16 protein-coding genes are annotated in these 14,426 nt (G+C 68.7%); 6 read left to right on the top strand and 10 right to left on the bottom strand.

Annotated features, from left to right (window positions below):
* Positions 1 to 87: 87 nt before the first annotated feature.
* The 3 genes from D1610_RS03460 to D1610_RS03450 all read right to left on the bottom strand — a co-directional run bounded on the left by D1610_RS03460 (position 88) and on the right by D1610_RS03450 (position 1,719).
* A complete protein-coding gene (locus D1610_RS03460) occupies positions 88 to 570 on the bottom strand; it encodes a GAF domain-containing protein (RefSeq protein WP_118862687.1) in 483 nt (160 codons plus the stop codon).
* 104 nt (positions 571 to 674) lie between these two features.
* Positions 675 to 1,079 carry an alternative ribosome rescue aminoacyl-tRNA hydrolase ArfB gene (arfB, locus tag D1610_RS03455; RefSeq protein ID WP_118862686.1) on the bottom strand — a complete coding sequence of 135 codons (405 nt, stop codon included), beginning with the start codon at positions 1,077 to 1,079 and terminating at the stop codon, positions 675 to 677.
* Positions 1,072 to 1,719, bottom strand: coding sequence for an RluA family pseudouridine synthase (locus tag D1610_RS03450; protein ID WP_118862685.1), 648 nt, complete (start codon positions 1,717 to 1,719; stop codon positions 1,072 to 1,074). Before D1610_RS03450 ends, arfB begins: the two co-directional genes overlap by 8 nt.
* 48 nt (positions 1,720 to 1,767) lie before the next feature.
* On the opposite strand from D1610_RS03450, the gene D1610_RS03445 reads away from it, so the two are divergent.
* Positions 1,768 to 2,556, top strand: a complete 789-nt coding sequence (locus tag D1610_RS03445) for a M15 family metallopeptidase (protein ID WP_222926919.1) — start codon at positions 1,768 to 1,770, stop codon at positions 2,554 to 2,556.
* Between the two features lie 103 nt (positions 2,557 to 2,659).
* Here the strand turns inward: D1610_RS03445 and wrbA are convergent, their stop codons facing one another.
* Together wrbA and D1610_RS03435 are read right to left on the bottom strand one after the other, a co-directional pair.
* Positions 2,660 to 3,262, bottom strand: a complete 603-nt coding sequence (gene wrbA / locus D1610_RS03440) for an NAD(P)H:quinone oxidoreductase (RefSeq protein WP_118862683.1) — start codon at positions 3,260 to 3,262, stop codon at positions 2,660 to 2,662.
* Positions 3,263 to 3,346: 84 nt separating this feature from the next.
* The gene (locus D1610_RS03435; protein WP_118862981.1) at positions 3,347 to 4,045 is read right to left on the bottom strand and encodes a pirin family protein; all 699 of its coding nucleotides are present in this window, start codon (positions 4,043 to 4,045) and stop codon (positions 3,347 to 3,349) included.
* Between the two features lie 77 nt (positions 4,046 to 4,122).
* Here D1610_RS03435 and D1610_RS03430 point away from each other — a divergent pair, with 77 nt between their 5' ends.
* Positions 4,123 to 5,034, top strand: a complete 912-nt coding sequence (locus D1610_RS03430; RefSeq protein ID WP_118862682.1) for a LysR family transcriptional regulator — start codon at positions 4,123 to 4,125, stop codon at positions 5,032 to 5,034.
* Between the two features lie 127 nt (positions 5,035 to 5,161).
* The gene (gene ctrA, locus D1610_RS03425; RefSeq protein ID WP_118862681.1) at positions 5,162 to 5,863 is read left to right on the top strand and encodes a response regulator transcription factor CtrA; all 702 of its coding nucleotides are present in this window, start codon (positions 5,162 to 5,164) and stop codon (positions 5,861 to 5,863) included.
* A gap of 203 nt (positions 5,864 to 6,066) precedes the next feature.
* Here ctrA and D1610_RS03420 read toward each other — a convergent pair whose 3' ends face one another.
* Positions 6,067 to 7,686, bottom strand: coding sequence for an amidohydrolase (locus D1610_RS03420; RefSeq protein WP_245941966.1), 1,620 nt, complete (start codon positions 7,684 to 7,686; stop codon positions 6,067 to 6,069).
* 107 nt (positions 7,687 to 7,793) lie between these two features.
* Entirely contained in the window at positions 7,794 to 8,660 is an 867-nt protein-coding gene (locus D1610_RS03415) for an NAD(P)-dependent oxidoreductase (RefSeq protein WP_118862680.1), read from the bottom strand.
* Positions 8,661 to 8,719: 59 nt separating this feature from the next.
* On the opposite strand from D1610_RS03415, the gene D1610_RS03410 reads away from it, so the two are divergent.
* From D1610_RS03410 to D1610_RS03400, 3 genes are all read left to right on the top strand, one after another.
* Positions 8,720 to 9,961: a threonine ammonia-lyase gene (locus D1610_RS03410; RefSeq protein ID WP_118862679.1), complete on the top strand. Its 1,242-nt coding sequence runs from the start codon at positions 8,720 to 8,722 to the stop codon at positions 9,959 to 9,961.
* 9 nt (positions 9,962 to 9,970) lie between these two features.
* Positions 9,971 to 10,840 carry an SAM-dependent methyltransferase gene (locus tag D1610_RS03405; protein ID WP_118862678.1) on the top strand — a complete coding sequence of 290 codons (870 nt, stop codon included), beginning with the start codon at positions 9,971 to 9,973 and terminating at the stop codon, positions 10,838 to 10,840.
* Between the two features lie 176 nt (positions 10,841 to 11,016).
* Positions 11,017 to 11,817, top strand: a complete 801-nt coding sequence (locus D1610_RS03400) for an arginyltransferase (protein WP_118862677.1) — start codon at positions 11,017 to 11,019, stop codon at positions 11,815 to 11,817.
* Positions 11,818 to 11,851: 34 nt separating this feature from the next.
* On the opposite strand, the gene D1610_RS03395 is transcribed toward D1610_RS03400, so the two are convergent.
* From D1610_RS03395 to D1610_RS03385, 3 genes are read right to left on the bottom strand one after another with little or no spacing between them, the layout of a single operon-like run.
* On the bottom strand, positions 11,852 to 12,625 hold the full coding sequence (locus D1610_RS03395) for a proteasome-type protease (RefSeq protein WP_118862676.1): 774 nt from the start codon (positions 12,623 to 12,625) through the stop codon (positions 11,852 to 11,854).
* The gene (locus D1610_RS03390; RefSeq protein WP_118862675.1) at positions 12,622 to 13,434 is read right to left on the bottom strand and encodes a transglutaminase family protein; all 813 of its coding nucleotides are present in this window, start codon (positions 13,432 to 13,434) and stop codon (positions 12,622 to 12,624) included. The genes D1610_RS03395 and D1610_RS03390 overlap by 4 nt, the downstream gene beginning before the upstream one ends.
* A complete protein-coding gene (locus tag D1610_RS03385; RefSeq protein WP_118862674.1) occupies positions 13,434 to 14,372 on the bottom strand; it encodes an alpha-E domain-containing protein in 939 nt (312 codons plus the stop codon). The genes D1610_RS03390 and D1610_RS03385 overlap by 1 nt, the downstream gene beginning before the upstream one ends.
* Positions 14,373 to 14,426: the final 54 nt, after the last annotated feature.

Genomic DNA, 14,426 nt, shown 5'->3' with positions numbered 1-14,426 from the left:
CCTCCGCCCTTGCGATCTTTACGGTTTCTTAACATTTCCGCAGCGGACGCGCCACGCGGGGGAGTCGGGTTTCTGTCCCGTAATCGGTCAGGCGAGACGCGGGGCGAGCCGCGCCATCAGCGCCTCGCAGCCTTGCCGGTCCTGCGCATCGAAGCGGTCGGGATCAGGGCTGTCGAGGTCGAGCACGCCGATCAGGCGACCGTCGTGAACGATCGGCACCACCAGCTCGGACCGGCTCGCCGCGTCGCAGGCGATGTGGCCGGGAAAGGCGTGGACATCGTCGACGCGCTGCGTCTCCCGGCTCGCCGCCGCGGCGCCGCACACGCCCTTGCCGAAGGGGATCCGGATGCACGCCGCCTTGCCCTGGAACGGGCCGAGCACCAGCTCTTCGCCGACATTGCGGTAGAAGCCGGCCCAGTTGAGATCGGGTAGATATTCCCAGATCAGCGCGGCGACGTTGGCCATGTTGGCGATCGCATCGGGCTCTTCGGCGGTGAGCGCGTCGAGCGCGGCGAGGAGATCGCGGTAGAGCGCGGGCTTGTCGGCGGTGGTTATGTCGAACTGGTACATCCTGATCTCCGTCGCCCCTGCGAAGGCAGGGGCCGCTGGGTTTGTGCACTTCCGAACTTTGTTCATGCCGCCTGAGGCCCCTGCCTTCGCAGGGGCGACGAGTTTTAATCCAGCACCACCCGCCCCCGCCCCGCCTTGACCGCGCTGCGGCCCTTCTTTTCGTCTACGCGCCGCGCCTTGGCGGCCTTGCTTGGCCGCGTTCTGACCCGCTTGGCGTCGCGCTTGTGCGCATCGGCGATCAGCGCGGCGGCGCGCTCGCGGGCGTCCTGGCGGTTGGCGTCCTGCGTGCGGAAGCGGCGGGCGACGATCAGCAGTTCGCCATTCGCGGTCATCCGGCTGCCGGCGAGACGCTTGAGATTGGCATAGGCCCAAGGCTCCAGCCCCAGCCGGAACACGTCGACGCGCAGCTGCACGGCGGTCGCGACCTTGTTCACATTCTGCCCGCCGGGGCCGGTCGCGGCGAGGAACTTCTCCTCCAGCGCCTCTTCGGGGAGCTGGAAATCAGCCATCGAAGCCGGCCTTCGCGAAGCTGGCGGGGAGCGGCGCCTGGGCCTCGACCGCCGGCTTGCCGTCGCGCGGGAGGACCAGCTTCAGCGCGTGAAGCAGCATCGGGCCCTGGCCGCCGCCATAGACGGGATCGCCCGCGATCGGCGCGCCGAGCCCTTCGGCGGCGTGGACGCGGATCTGGTGGGTGCGGCCGGTCTCCGGCCGGAACTCGACCAGCGCCCGGCCGCCCGAACGCGCCAGCACGCGCCAGCGCGTCACCGCCGGCTTGCCCCCGGCGTCGCCGACCATCCGCCAGCCGGCGCGGGGACTGGAGACCTTGGCGAGCGGCAGGTCGATCGTGCCTTCGTCCCCCTCGGGTTCGCCCGCGAGCACGGCGCGGTAGGTCTTTTCGACCAGCCCCTGTTCGAACGCCTGCTGGAAACGGGCATGCGCCTTGGGGTTGCGCGCGAGCAGCAGGCAGCCGCTGGTGTCGCGGTCGAGCCGGTGCACCGGCGTCGGCCAGCGCTTGAACCCGAAGGTGAGGCCGGCGAGATGGTTCTCGACCGAGAGCGATCCGTCGCGCGGGCGATCAACGGGAAGGCCCGCGGGCTTGTCGACCACGATCGCCTCGCCATCGATGAACAGGACATGGTCGGACAGCATGACGTGAAACTCGTAAGCGCGCGACGGGTTATGGAGCGGACGAACGACATGGGTGAAGCGGGCGCGATGGGCAAGCTCAAGAACGGATTGATGACGATCGCGGCGCTCGCCGCCTCGCCCGCGCTGGCGCAGCAGCTCTGCCCGACCGCGACCTCGCAGCCGCAGGCGGACGGGCGGATGTTCAACCACCTGCCCTATGCCGAGACCAACGGCGCGATCATGCAGCCCGCGCCGCCCAGCATCTCGCCCGACGGATCGTGCAAGGTCCACCCGGCGATCGTCGCGGACCTGATGCGCATGGCGGCGGACGCCGATCGCGATCCGATGATCGCCGGGCAGCTGCGCGCGCTCTCCTGCTGGCGCGGCACCGAATATCAGCGGATGGTGTTCTGCAACGGCATCCATATCGGGCTGATGCAGCGCGCGCAGACCTCCGCGCCGCCGGGCTATAGCGAGCATGCGACGGGCTATGTGATAGATTTCGGCACCGCCAATCCGGGCGACTGCCCCAATATCGAGGGCTGTTTCGCCGCGTCGCCGGTCGGCCAATGGCTGCTCAAGAATGCGCCGAGATACGGCTTCGAGCTGTCTTTCCCCGCGGGTTCGAAGCAACGCGTGACGTGGGAGCCGTGGCACTGGCGCTGGGTCGGCACCAGCGGCGGCGTGCCGGGCGCGGCGTCTGCCCGGGCGGTGTTCGCACGGGCGCGGGCGGAGTATCCGGCCAGTCCGTCGCCCCAGGAAGCGCCACTGGTGATCCGCGTGATGAGCCAGCCGGAGAACCCCAATGCCGGCAAGCCGCCGCCCGCGCCGGAGGAGAAGCGCAAGCGGCGGCGGTAACCATTCGTCGCCCCTGCGCAGGCAGGGCCGCAGTCGGCATACGCTATGCTGGATGTGCCACAAGCCCAGCGGCCCCTGCCTGCGCAGGGGCGACGATCTCGCCCTACCCCGCCAGCTTCGCCGCCGTCTCGGCAATGCGCTTGCCCTGGTAGCGGGCGCCGTCGAGCTCGACGGCGCTGGGCTGGCGGCTGCCGTCGCCGTCGGCGATGGTCGACGCGCCGTAGGGCGATCCGCCCTTGACCTCATCGACGCCCATCTGGCCCCTATAGCCGTAATCGAGGCCGACCACGGTCATGCCGAAGTGCAGCAGGTTGGTGATGATCGAGAACAGCGTCATCTCCTGCCCGCCATGCTGGGTCGCGGTGGAGGTGAAGGCGCCGCCGACCTTGCCGTGCAGCGTGCCCTTCATCCACAGTCCGCCCGCCTGATCGAGGAACGCGGCCATCTGGCTGGGCATCCGGCCGAAGCGGGTGGGCGCGCCGATGACGATCGCGTCGTAATCGGCCAGATCGTTGATGCTCCCGATCACCGGGTGGGTATGATCGGCCTTGAAGCCGGCCGCCTTGACGACTTCGGCCGGCGCGGTTTCGGGGACGCGGAGGATGTCGACCTCCGCACCCGCCGAATGCGCGCCTTCGGCGACGGCGTCGGCCATTTGCGACAGGTGGCCATAGGAGGAGTAATAGAGAACGAGGACTTTGGTCATGGGTGAATGCTCCATAGGTCCGTTCGCTTCGAGCGTGTCGAGATGCGTTTCTCGACTTCGCTCGAAACGAACGGGATTGGGGAATCAGCTTGCGTCGACCAGCACGATTTCCGCATTTTCCTTGGCGGTGATCGTCACGGTCTGGCCGCCCGAGAGCGCCGCGCCGTCGCGGGCCTTGAACGGCACACCATCGATCTCGATCGCACCGGTGGCGGGGACGAGATAGGCGTGGCGGCCCTCGCCGACGCTGTGGGTCAGGCTCTCGCCCGCCTTCAGCGTCGCGCCGAGCACGCGGGCGTCGGCGCGGATCGGCAGCGCGTCGCCATCCTCGGCGAACCCGCTCGCCAGCACGGCGAACTGGCCGGCCCGCGCATCCTTGGGAAAGGGTTTCATCCCCCAGCTCGGCGCGCCGCCTGACGAACGCGGCTCGATCCAGATCTGGAACAGGGTCGTGGTCTCGGGCTCAAGATTATATTCGGCGTGGCGAACGCCCGTGCCGGCGCTCATCACCTGCACGTCGCCCGCTTCGGTGCGACCCTGATTGCCCATCGAATCCTGATGGGTGATCGCGCCTTTGCGGACATAGGTGATGATCTCCATGTCGCGGTGCGGGTGCGGCGGGAAGCCGCTGTTCGCGCCGATCTCGTCATCATTCCACACGCGGATCGCGCCCCAGCCCATACGGGCGGGATCGTGATAATTGGCGAAGGAGAAGTGGTGGCGGGCGTTCAGCCAGCCGTGATCGGCATGGCCCAGGCTTTCGAATTCACGTTTGTCGATCATGGCGACCTCCATTGCTCAAGGCCAAGATAGGCGGCATGATTGGTGCGTAAATAGAAACAGGCGAAACGGATCGTTTCATGAAACTGCCCGACCTCGAAGCCTGGGCGATCTTCGCCTGCGTCAACGAACACCGCTCGTTCACGGCTGCGGCAAATGCGCTCGGCACGTCCAAGGCGACGGTGTCCAAAGCCATATCGCGACTGGAAGCGCATCTGGGCGCCGCCTTGTTCCATCGCACCTCGCGCCAACTGACGCTGACCCAGGCCGGGGCCCAGCTCGCGCCGCGGGCCGCCGCGATCCTGGCGGAGGCGATCGGCGCCGAGGAGGCGGCGCGCGACGAGGCGAGCGCGCCTTCGGGCCTGGTCCGCATCGCCGCGCCGATGAGCTTCGGCCTGAAGCATCTCGGCCCTGCGCTGGCGGACTTCATGGCGGCGCATCCGGGCATCACGCTCGACGTCCACCTGTCCGACGAGCGGGTCGACATCATCGCCGGCGGGTTCGACATCGCCATCCGCATCGCCGCGATGCCCGACAGCTCGCTGCGCGCCCGGCGGATCGGCGGGGTCACGGGTCATATCGTCGCGGCGCCGACCTATCTGGATCAGCACGGCCGCCCGCAGCACCCCGCCGACCTCGCCGATCATGCCTTCTTCAGCTACGCCAATGCGCCCAATGGCGGGACGCTCGAGTTCACCCGCGCGGGCGGCGAGAAGGCCACGATCCGCCCGACCGGCCCGTTCCGCGCCAATAGCGGCGACCTGTTCCTGCCGCTGCTGCGCGCCGGGCTGGGCATCGCCATGCTGCCCGATTTCATCGTCGACGACGATCTGGCCGCCGGCACGCTGGAGCGCGTGCTGCCCGGCTGGGCGACGATGAGCGCGGCGGGGCTCCACATCGTCAGCCCGCCCAGCGATCCGCGGCCCCGCCGCGTGACCCTGCTGATCGACTTCCTCGCCGAACGGCTGAAGCGCCTGTGCGGGACGCGGTGACGGCCGGCGCGACTCGGCCTGCAACCTGCCCTAAGACAAAATTAACCTTTTGCGTTCAGAGGTCATTTGGTTAATGACTTGCGTCAAGCGCGCCGAGGGAGCGCGCGTACGAAACTGGGGGTTGCTCATGCGCGTGCTGCTGATCGAGGACGAGCCGACCACGGCCAAGGCGATCGAGCTGATGCTCTCGACCGAAGGCTTCAACGTCTACAACACCGATCTGGGCGAGGAAGGCCTCGATCTGGGTAAGCTTTATGATTACGACATCATCCTGCTCGACCTGAACCTGCCGGACATGCACGGTTACGACGTGTTGAAGCGCCTGCGCGTCGCGAAAGTGCAGACCCCGGTGCTGATCCTCTCGGGCAATTCGGAGATGGATTCGAAGGTGCGCAGCTTCGGCTTCGGCGCCGACGACTATGTCACCAAGCCGTTCCACCGCGAGGAGCTGGTGGCGCGCATCCACGCCGTCGTCCGCCGTTCCAAAGGTCATTCGCAGTCGGTCATCCGCACCGGCAAGCTGGCGGTCAACCTTGACGCCAAGACCGTCGAGGTCGACGGCGCGCGGGTCCACCTGACCGGCAAGGAATATGCGATGCTGGAGCTGCTTTCGCTCCGCAAGGGCACCACGCTGACCAAGGAGATGTTCCTGAACCATCTCTACGGCGGGATGGACGAGCCCGAATTGAAGATCATCGACGTGTTCATCTGCAAGCTCCGCAAGAAGCTGTCGAGCGCGTGCGACGGCGAGAACTACATCGAGACCGTATGGGGCCGCGGCTATGTGCTGCGCGAGCCCGAAGAGGCGCAGACCGCCGCGGTCGCCTGACCGAAACTTCCCTGGGGGCGCGAAGAGGGCCGCGGTTCCGACAAGGAGCCGCGGCCTTTTTCATACCTCCCCGGCACGGGGAGGGGGACCATGCGCAGCAGGGTGGAGGGGGAGCGCCACGGGCGATGCGCTTGCGGCCAGCCCCCTCCACCACGCCGCTTCGCGTCGCGGTCCCCCTCCCCGTTCCGGGGAGGTATTTCAGCTCACCGCTTGAACATCCGTTTGCCGCCGACCCAGGTCTCGTTGGGCCGCATCGCGCGGAGCTCGCCGGGTGACGCCAGCAGCGGATCGTTCGCCAGCAAGAGGAAGTCCGCCTGCATGCCCGGCGCCAACCGGCCGACCTTGGTCTCGGCGAAGCTGGCATAGGCCGCATCGATCGTGAACGCCTTGAGCGCCTGCTCGCGCGTCACCGCCTGCTGCGGATACCAGCCGCCGGGCGGCTGTCCCTGAGCGTCGACGCGGCTGATCGCCACCGCCCAGCCGACGAAGGGATTGGGGTTTTCGACCGGATAGTCCGATCCGAACGCCAGCCGTCCGCCGCCGTCGAGCACGCTGCGCCAGGCATAGGCACCGACCAGCCGATTGGGCCCGAGCCGCGCCTCGGCCATGCGCCAGTCGCTCGTCTGGTGGACCGGCTGCATCGAGGCGATCGTCCCCGCGCGCGCCAGCCGGGGAATGTCCACGGGATCGACGATCTGGGCATGCTCGATGCGCCATCTGAGATCGCCTTTGTAGGTCTGCGACAGCTCGTCGATCGCGTCCAGCGCCTGGCTGTTGGCGCGGTCGCCGATGGCGTGGATCGCAACCTGGAACTTGTCCATCGCCGCGCGGCTCATCTGGTTCTGCAGCTGGTCGTCGGTGAGGAAGCCGAGCCCGGTTTCCTTGGGCGCATCGGCATAGGGCGCCTTGAGCCAGGCCCCGCGCGAGCCGAGCGCGCCGTCGGCGTAGAGCTTGACCCCGCCCATGCGCAGCCGATCGCCATAGAGCCAGCGCGTCGGGCCGTTGCCGGCGATGGTGGTCAGCGTGTCGAGGCTGTCGGCATAGCTGAAGATGCGGATGCGCAAGCCCCCGGCATCGCCCAGCCGGCGGATCGCCGCCCAATCCTGCGGGCTGGTGCCCATATCGGCGGTGGCGGTGACGCCGCTCGACAGCAGGATGTCCTGCGCCTTGACCAGCGCCGCGTCGCGCTCGCGCGGGAGCGGTTGGGGCACCGCCTTCTGGACGAGCTGCATCGCGGCATCGACGAACACGCCGCCGGGCGCGCCGGCGGCGGTCTTCTCGATCCGCCCGCCCGCGGGCGAGACCGACTTGGCCGTCACCCCCGCCGCGCGCAGCGCAGCGCTGTTGGCCCAGCCGGCATGGCCGTCGACGCGCTCAAGCCAGACCGGGCGGTCGGGCACGACCGCATCGATATCGGCGGCGGTGGGGAAACGGCCGAGCCCCCATGCCTCCTGGTTCCAGCCGCGCCCGACGATCCAGCTGCCCGACGGGTTGGCGTCGGCCCAGGCCTTGATCGCCGCCTGCGCCTCTGCGAGCGATTTCGTGCCGGAGAGATCGAGGCTGGTCGCCTGGAAGCCGAGGCCGAGGACATGGCCGTGCGCGTCGATCAGGCCGGGGATCAGCGTCTGCCCCCTGCCGTCCTCGCGCCAGTCGAGCTCCTTGGGCCGCTTGTCGCGCCGGTCGAGCAGCGCCTTCACCTTGCCGTCATCGCCGATGACGAGGCCGGTGAAGCGCTGGACGCGGCCCTGTTCGTCCAGCGTGATGCCGTTGACGTTGTCGATCAGGCCATCGGCAAGCGCGGGAGTGGCGAGGAGGAGGGCCAAGATCGTCGCCCCTGCGAAGGCAGGGGCCGCTGGGTTTGTGGCAAATCGACTGCGGCGCGTGCGGCCAGCGGCCCCCGCCTTCGCGGGGGCGACGGTTGAAAAGATGCTCACTTGGGCAGCCTCCGCACCAGCGCGCTCGTATCCTGGCGGCTTCCGCCCATATTCTGCACCTCTTTGTAGAATTGATCGACCTGCGCGGTCATCGGCAGCGCCGCGCCGTTGCGATTGGCCTCGTCGAGCGCCAGCCCCAGGTCCTTGCGCATCCAGTCGACGGCGAAGCCGAAATCGAAGCGGTCCTCGCTCATCGAATGCCAGCGGTTGACCATCTGCCAGCTTTGCGCCGCGCCGCCCGAGATCGCCTCGAACACCTTGGCGAGATCGAGCTCGCTGGCCTGGGCGAAGCGCAGCGCCTCGGACAGACCTTGCAGCACCCCGGCGATGGCGATCTGGTTGACCATCTTGGTCGTCTGCCCCGCGCCCGGCCCGCCGACATGAACCATCCGCGCGGCATAGGCGCGCATCAGCGGCTCGGCCGCGGCGAACGCCGCCTCGCTTCCGCCGCACATGATCGAAAGCGCGCCGTTTTCCGCGCCCGCCTGCCCGCCCGAGACCGGCGCGTCGAGCGCCAGCACGCCCTTCGCCTCGGCCGCCTCGGCGATCCGCCGGGCGATGTCGGCCGAGACGGTGGTGTGATCGACGAACAGCGATCCGGCGCGCATCGCCTCCAGTGCGCCCTCCGTGCTGAGCATCACGCCGGCGAGATCATGATCGTTGCCGACGCAGGCGAACACCGCATCCGCCCCTTCCGCCGCCTCTCCCGGCGTCGCGCAGACGCGCCCGCCATGCGCCGCCACCCAGGCATCCGCCCTGGCCCGCGTCCGATTGAACACCGCGAGCTCATGCCCCGCCGCCGCCAGATGCCGCGCCATGGGGCCGCCCATCACGCCGAGACCAATGAATGCCAGTTTCGCCATGACCCCTGCGCATAAGGCGTGTTCCCCCCGCACGCCAGATGGTCTAGGCGTCCGCCCTTATGGCCACGCTCGCGAAACCCTCCCCCGCCCTTCCCGTCACCATCGACGACGTCCGCGCGGCGGCGATGCGGATCGAGGGCGCGCTGGTGAAGACGCCGACGCTCTACAGCCGCACCTTGAGCCAGCTGACCGGCGCCGAGGTGTATCTGAAGTTCGAGAACCTCCAGTTCACCGCCGCCTACAAGGAGCGCGGCGCGCTCAACACGCTGCTGCAGCTTTCGGACGAGGCCAAGGCCAAGGGCGTGATCGCTGCCTCGGCGGGCAACCATGCGCAGGGCCTGGCCTATCACGGCGCGCGGCTGGGCGTGCCGGTGACCATCGTGATGCCCAGGCACACGCCGACGATCAAGGTCATGCAGACGCAGAGCCACGGCGCGACGGTGGTGCTGGAGGGCGAGACGTTCGACGCCGCCTATGCGCATGCGCGCACGCTGGAGGCCGAACGCGGCTACACCTTCGTCCATCCGTTCGACGATCCGATGATCATCGCCGGGCAAGGCACCACCGCGCTCGAGATGTTCGAGGCGGAGCCAAGGCTCGATACGCTGGTGATCCCGATCGGCGGCGGCGGGCTGATCTCCGGCTGCGCGATCGTCGCGCGCGCGCAGGACCACGACGTCGAGGTCGTCGGCGTCGAGGCCGAGCTGTTCCCTTCGATGTACAACCGCGTCAACGGCACGCAGTATCCGTGCGAGGGCGACACGCTGGCCGAGGGCATCGCGGTCAAGGAGCCGGGCGGGATCACCGCGCAGATCGTCGAGGCGCTGGTCGACGACATCCAGCTCGTCTCCGAACGCCGGCTGGAGGAGGCGGTCAGCCTGCTGCTCCAGATCGAAAAGACCGTGGTCGAAGGCGCCGGCGCGGCGGGTCTCGCCGCACTGCTCCAGCACCCGGAGCGCTTCGCCGGCAAGACCTGCGGCATCATCCTGTGCGGCGGCAATATCGACACGCACCTGCTCGCCAACGTGCTGCTGCGCGACCTGGCGCGCTCAGGAAGGCTCGCCCGCCTGCGCATCCGCCTGAAGGACCGCCCCGGCGCGCTCTACAATGTCGCGCGCATCTTCGACGCGCAGCAGGTCAACATCATCGAGGTCTATCACCAGCGCGTGTTCACCACGCTGCCGGCGAAGGGCCTGGTGACCGACATCGAATGCGAAACCCGCGACCGCGCCCATCTCGACCGCCTGATCGCCGCGCTGAAGGCGGAGGGCTATGAGGTGGCGCCGGTGGAGCTGGCCTGAGGCCGCGGCATGGCGGCGAGCTGGAAAATCAGAATCGCCGCCATGTTCGCCACAACCCTCGCGGTCGCCGCGCTCGCGCTCGGCGCGCGCTGCATGTCGCTGACCTTGCCGCGCTGTTCGGTCGACACGCTGTGGAACGGCGGGCCGGCGCTCGACGTCCCCTATGCCCAGACCCGGCCGGAGGTGATCGCGAAGATGCTGGCCATGGCGGGGGTCGGGCGTGACGATTACGTGCTCGACCTCGGCACCGGCGATGGCCGCATCCTCATCGCCGCCGCGCGCGACCGCGGCGCGCGCGGCCTGGGAGTCGACATCGATCCGGTGCTCATCGATCAGGCGCGGGCCGACGCCCGGGCGACGGGGGTCGGCGACCGCGTCGCGTTCCGCACCCAGGATCTGTTCGAAACGCCGTTGGCGGATGCCGATGTGGTGACCATGTTCCTCCTGCCCGAGGTCAATCTGCGCCTCCGCCCGCGGCTGCTGGCGGAGTTGGAGCCGGGCGCGCGCATCGTCAGCCATGTGTTCGACATGGGTGACTGGCGGCCCGACGCGACCGGCCGCGCCGGCGGCGCACGGGTGCATGGCTGGATCGTCCCGGCGCGCATCGCCGGCCGCTGGCGTTTGCGCGAAGCCAGCGGGCGAACCGCCGAGTTGCGGCTCACCCAGCAGTTCCAGGAGGTGGCAGGCAGCGTGATTGTGGGCGAGGCCGCGCGTCCGATCGGACAGGTGGAGCTGACTGGGGGCCGCTTCCGTTTCACGGCCGACACAGGCGCCGGGCCGAGGCCCTATCAGGGCGTCGTGCGGGGCGATGCGATCAAGGGCACGGCGCCAGATTCTTCGGGCGTGGAGCGCAGTTGGCAAGCGACGAGGATCGAATGACGCCACCCGCTTGTGCGTAAGCTGTGGACCGATTTCCGTCCGTCTCGTGTTAACCTTCTTTGATGGTAAAGTGGCTTGCCCCGCGAGTCGGGGTGCGTCAAACCTTACCAGATCGAGTCATCAATTCGTAAACCCCGGCCTTTGCCGGGGCAGGCACAAGTCAGGGGCTGTCCGCGGTGAGCGCACCATTTCGCTTCCCCCGTTTCTTCGTCACCAGCCCCAATCCGTGCCCCTATCTGCCCGGAAAGCAGGAGCGCAAGGTCTTCACCGACCTTGCCGGACCGCACGCGCCCGAATTGAACGACGCGCTCGGCCGGATCGGTTTCCGCCGGTCGCAGTCGGTCGCCTACCGGCCGAGCTGCGCGGGCTGCGCCGCGTGCGTTTCGGTGCGCGTGGTCGCCGAGCGCTGGTCACCCAACAATACCCAGCGCAAGCTGCTTCGTCGCAACGAGGACATCACCGTCACCGCCTGCCGCCCCTGGGCGACGCAGGAGCAGTTCGACCTGCTGCGCGAATATCTCAGGCACCGTCATCCCGGCGGCGGCATGGCCAATATGGACGAGCATGACTATGCCGACATGGTCGAGCATTCGCCGGTCAACAGCTATGTCGTCGAATATCGCGAGCCCGATGTCGGCGGCCGGCCCGGCAAGCTGGTCGGCGCCTGCCTGACCGATCGCCAGGCCGACGGGCTTTCGATGATCTACAGCTTCTTCGACGCCGGGCCGGACGCGCGGCCCGGCCTCGGCAACCTGATCATCATGGACCACATCCTGCGCGCGCGCGCGGCGGGCGTCCCTTACGTCTATCTCGGCTATTGGGTGAAGGGATCGCCGCGGATGGCCTACAAGACACGCTATCGCCCCATGGAGGTGCTGGGTCCAATGGGCTGGAGCGCGTTCATGCCCGAACTGGAGGACAGCACCGTCGCGACGTCGGCACGGCCGATGCGGACATTGGAGCGCGAGCTGGCTTAAGCTTCACTGTTTCGGATGACTGGGTCCCTCGCCATCAAGATCCGGGGGAACTCGCCCCGCCCGCCCCATCCATGAACGGGGGCGGCGTGAGGCCGCGCAGGTCTTCCTCCAATCTTGCCGACCAGTCGCGCGACAGCTGCGCGAAATAGGCGTCGTCGGGCTCGATCCGCCGTTCGACGATCGGCCGTTCGCGGTCGGCGGGGATGACGATCAGGTCGAGCGGCATGCCGACCGAGAGGTTCGAGCGCATCGTCGCATCGAACGAGATCAGCCCCAGCTTGACGCCCTCGCCCAGGCTGATGCCCCAGTGCATCGCGCGGTCGAGCATCGGCTTGCCGTATTTGCGCTCGCCGATCTGGAAGAAGGGCGTGTCCGCGCCGCATTCTATGAAGTTGCCCTCGCCATAGACGAGATAGAGCGACAGCGGCCCGTCGGCGATGCGCCCGCCCAACAGCATCGAAGCGTTGGGATTGATCTCCGTGCCCTTGAAATGGAGGCCGATCGCGGTGCGCGCCGCCGCCACCGCCTCGCCGACGAGCTGCGCCGCCTGGAACATCGTCTGGACGGTCTTGAGCGTGCGCCTGGGCGCTTCGGCCTCGAGCGGCGGCAGGCCCTCCTGCAGCATCGACAGCATCGACTGGGTGATCGACAGGTTGCCGGCCGAGGCGATCACCATCAGCCGGCTATCGTCCTTCTCCATGACGTGAAGTTTGCGGAACGCGGAGATGCTGTCGATCCCCGCATTGGTCCTGGTGTCCGCGATCATGATGAGGCCGCCATCGGGCTTGAGGCCGATACAATAGGTCATTGCTCACCGCCGTTCATGCGCTCCACCTGGACATCCACGTCGAGCCATTCGCGCCCGGCGCCGAGGCGCGATCCCGCCACCGGAGCGGCCTGCGCCGCATCGAGCCCGCACGCCACGCGGACATAGGTCTGGTCGATCGGCCGCGCAAAGCTGGGATCGAAGCCGATCCACCCCTCGCCCTCAACATGCGCCTCCGCCCAGCCGTGCGTGGTCGGGCGCTCGGCCTCACGCTCGCAGGTCAGGCAGTGGCCCGAGACGTAGCGCGCCGGGAGGCCGAGGCTGCGCGCGGCGGCGACGAACATCTGCGCCATGTCGCGCGGGGTGGCGGTTTCGCGGGCGAAGGCCTCCGCCGCGGTGAGGCCGTGGTCGGGGCGGGCATGGCTGAGCGCGAAGCGCTTTGCGAAGGCGGTATTCAGGCTCTCCAGTTGCGCGCGCGGAGCGCCTCGTGCAGCCGCCGCGAACGCGGCGATCGCCGCATCAGCGCGGGTGAGATCGGTCGAGCGGGCGAACAGCGCCGGCGGCAGCGGTTCGAGCGTGCCCTTGACGACGCCGTCCACCTCGCCGGTCAGCACCTCGCCGGCGACGGCGATCTCGATGCCGGTGATCGGCCCGTCGATGTAGAGCATCGTCGTGCGGTTGCCGAAGCCGTCGCGCCCTTCGCGCAGCCGGGCGTCGCAATCGACGTCGATTCGCCACGACACGATGGTCTGGTCGTCGGTGTCGGACGGGGTCAGCCGCAGCAGCTGGACGATCCGCGCCTGGGGCTGCGAGAAACGATAGCGCGTCAGGTGATCGATCGAGAGGCGCATCAGTGCGTGAACCGGAACTGGCGCGCGATCGCCGCGTCGAGCAGCGCATTCTCGTCGATGAACGCCTGCAGATACTGGTGCAGCCCGGACTTGATGACCTCGCTCGAGCGGGTCTTGGCCATACGCGCCTGGCGCATCCGCGCCATCCGGTCGGCCTCGCCCTGCAGGCCTGTGCGCTTGCCGAGCGCGGAGAGGATCTCGACCGCCTCCTCGGTCGTCGCGGCGAGCGAGCGCGGCAGCTCGGCGCGCGCGAGCAGCAGGTCGATCACGTCGCCGGGACGCAGCCCCTCGCTGTAGAGCCAGCGATAGGCGGTGACGGCGGACACCGTCTGCAGGATCGTCGTCCACTGGTCGCGATCGATCGCGCCGCCGACCCTTTCGCCCTCCGGCAGCAGCAGGTGGTATTTGACGTCGATCAGCCGCGCGGTGTTGTCGGCGCGCTCGATCGCCTGGCCCAAGCGGATGAACCAGCTTGCCTGGTTGCGCATCATCCGGTGGATCGCGCCCTCGAACCCGCGCGTCTCCGCCTTGACCGCCTCGACCAGGTTGAGCGTCGCGGCGGCGCCGCCGGGGCTGGCGCGATTGTTGAAGATCAGCCAGGCGCGATTGATCGAGGTCCACGCCTCGCGGGTGAGCGCGGTGCGCACCGCGCGGGCATTGTCGCGCGCGCGATCGAGGCAGCGCACGATCGAGCCGGGGTTGGTCGCATCGAGCGTGAGGAAGCGCGCGACGAACTGCTGGCTGAGCCGCTCGCCGGTGGCGGCGAACGCCTCTTCGCTGTCGGTCACGGTCAGCGCGCTGGCCCAGGCGGCCTCTCCCGCCGGGCGCGCCGACAGCGCGTCGAGCCGCACCGTCGCCTCGACCAGCCGGGCGACGAAATCCGCGCGCTCTATGTAGCGGCCGAGCCAGTAGAGCGACCATGCGGTGCGCGAGAGCATCTAGGTCCTCCCCGAGCTTGCCTGGGGAGGGGGATCGCCCGAAGGGTGGCGGAG

The organism is Sphingomonas gilva, assembly GCF_003515075.1.
GTDB classification, from domain to species: Bacteria; Pseudomonadota; Alphaproteobacteria; order Sphingomonadales; family Sphingomonadaceae; genus Sphingomonas; species Sphingomonas gilva.
Note: the sequence above shows the minus strand (reverse complement) of the source record. Positions and strands in the feature narration are given on the sequence as shown.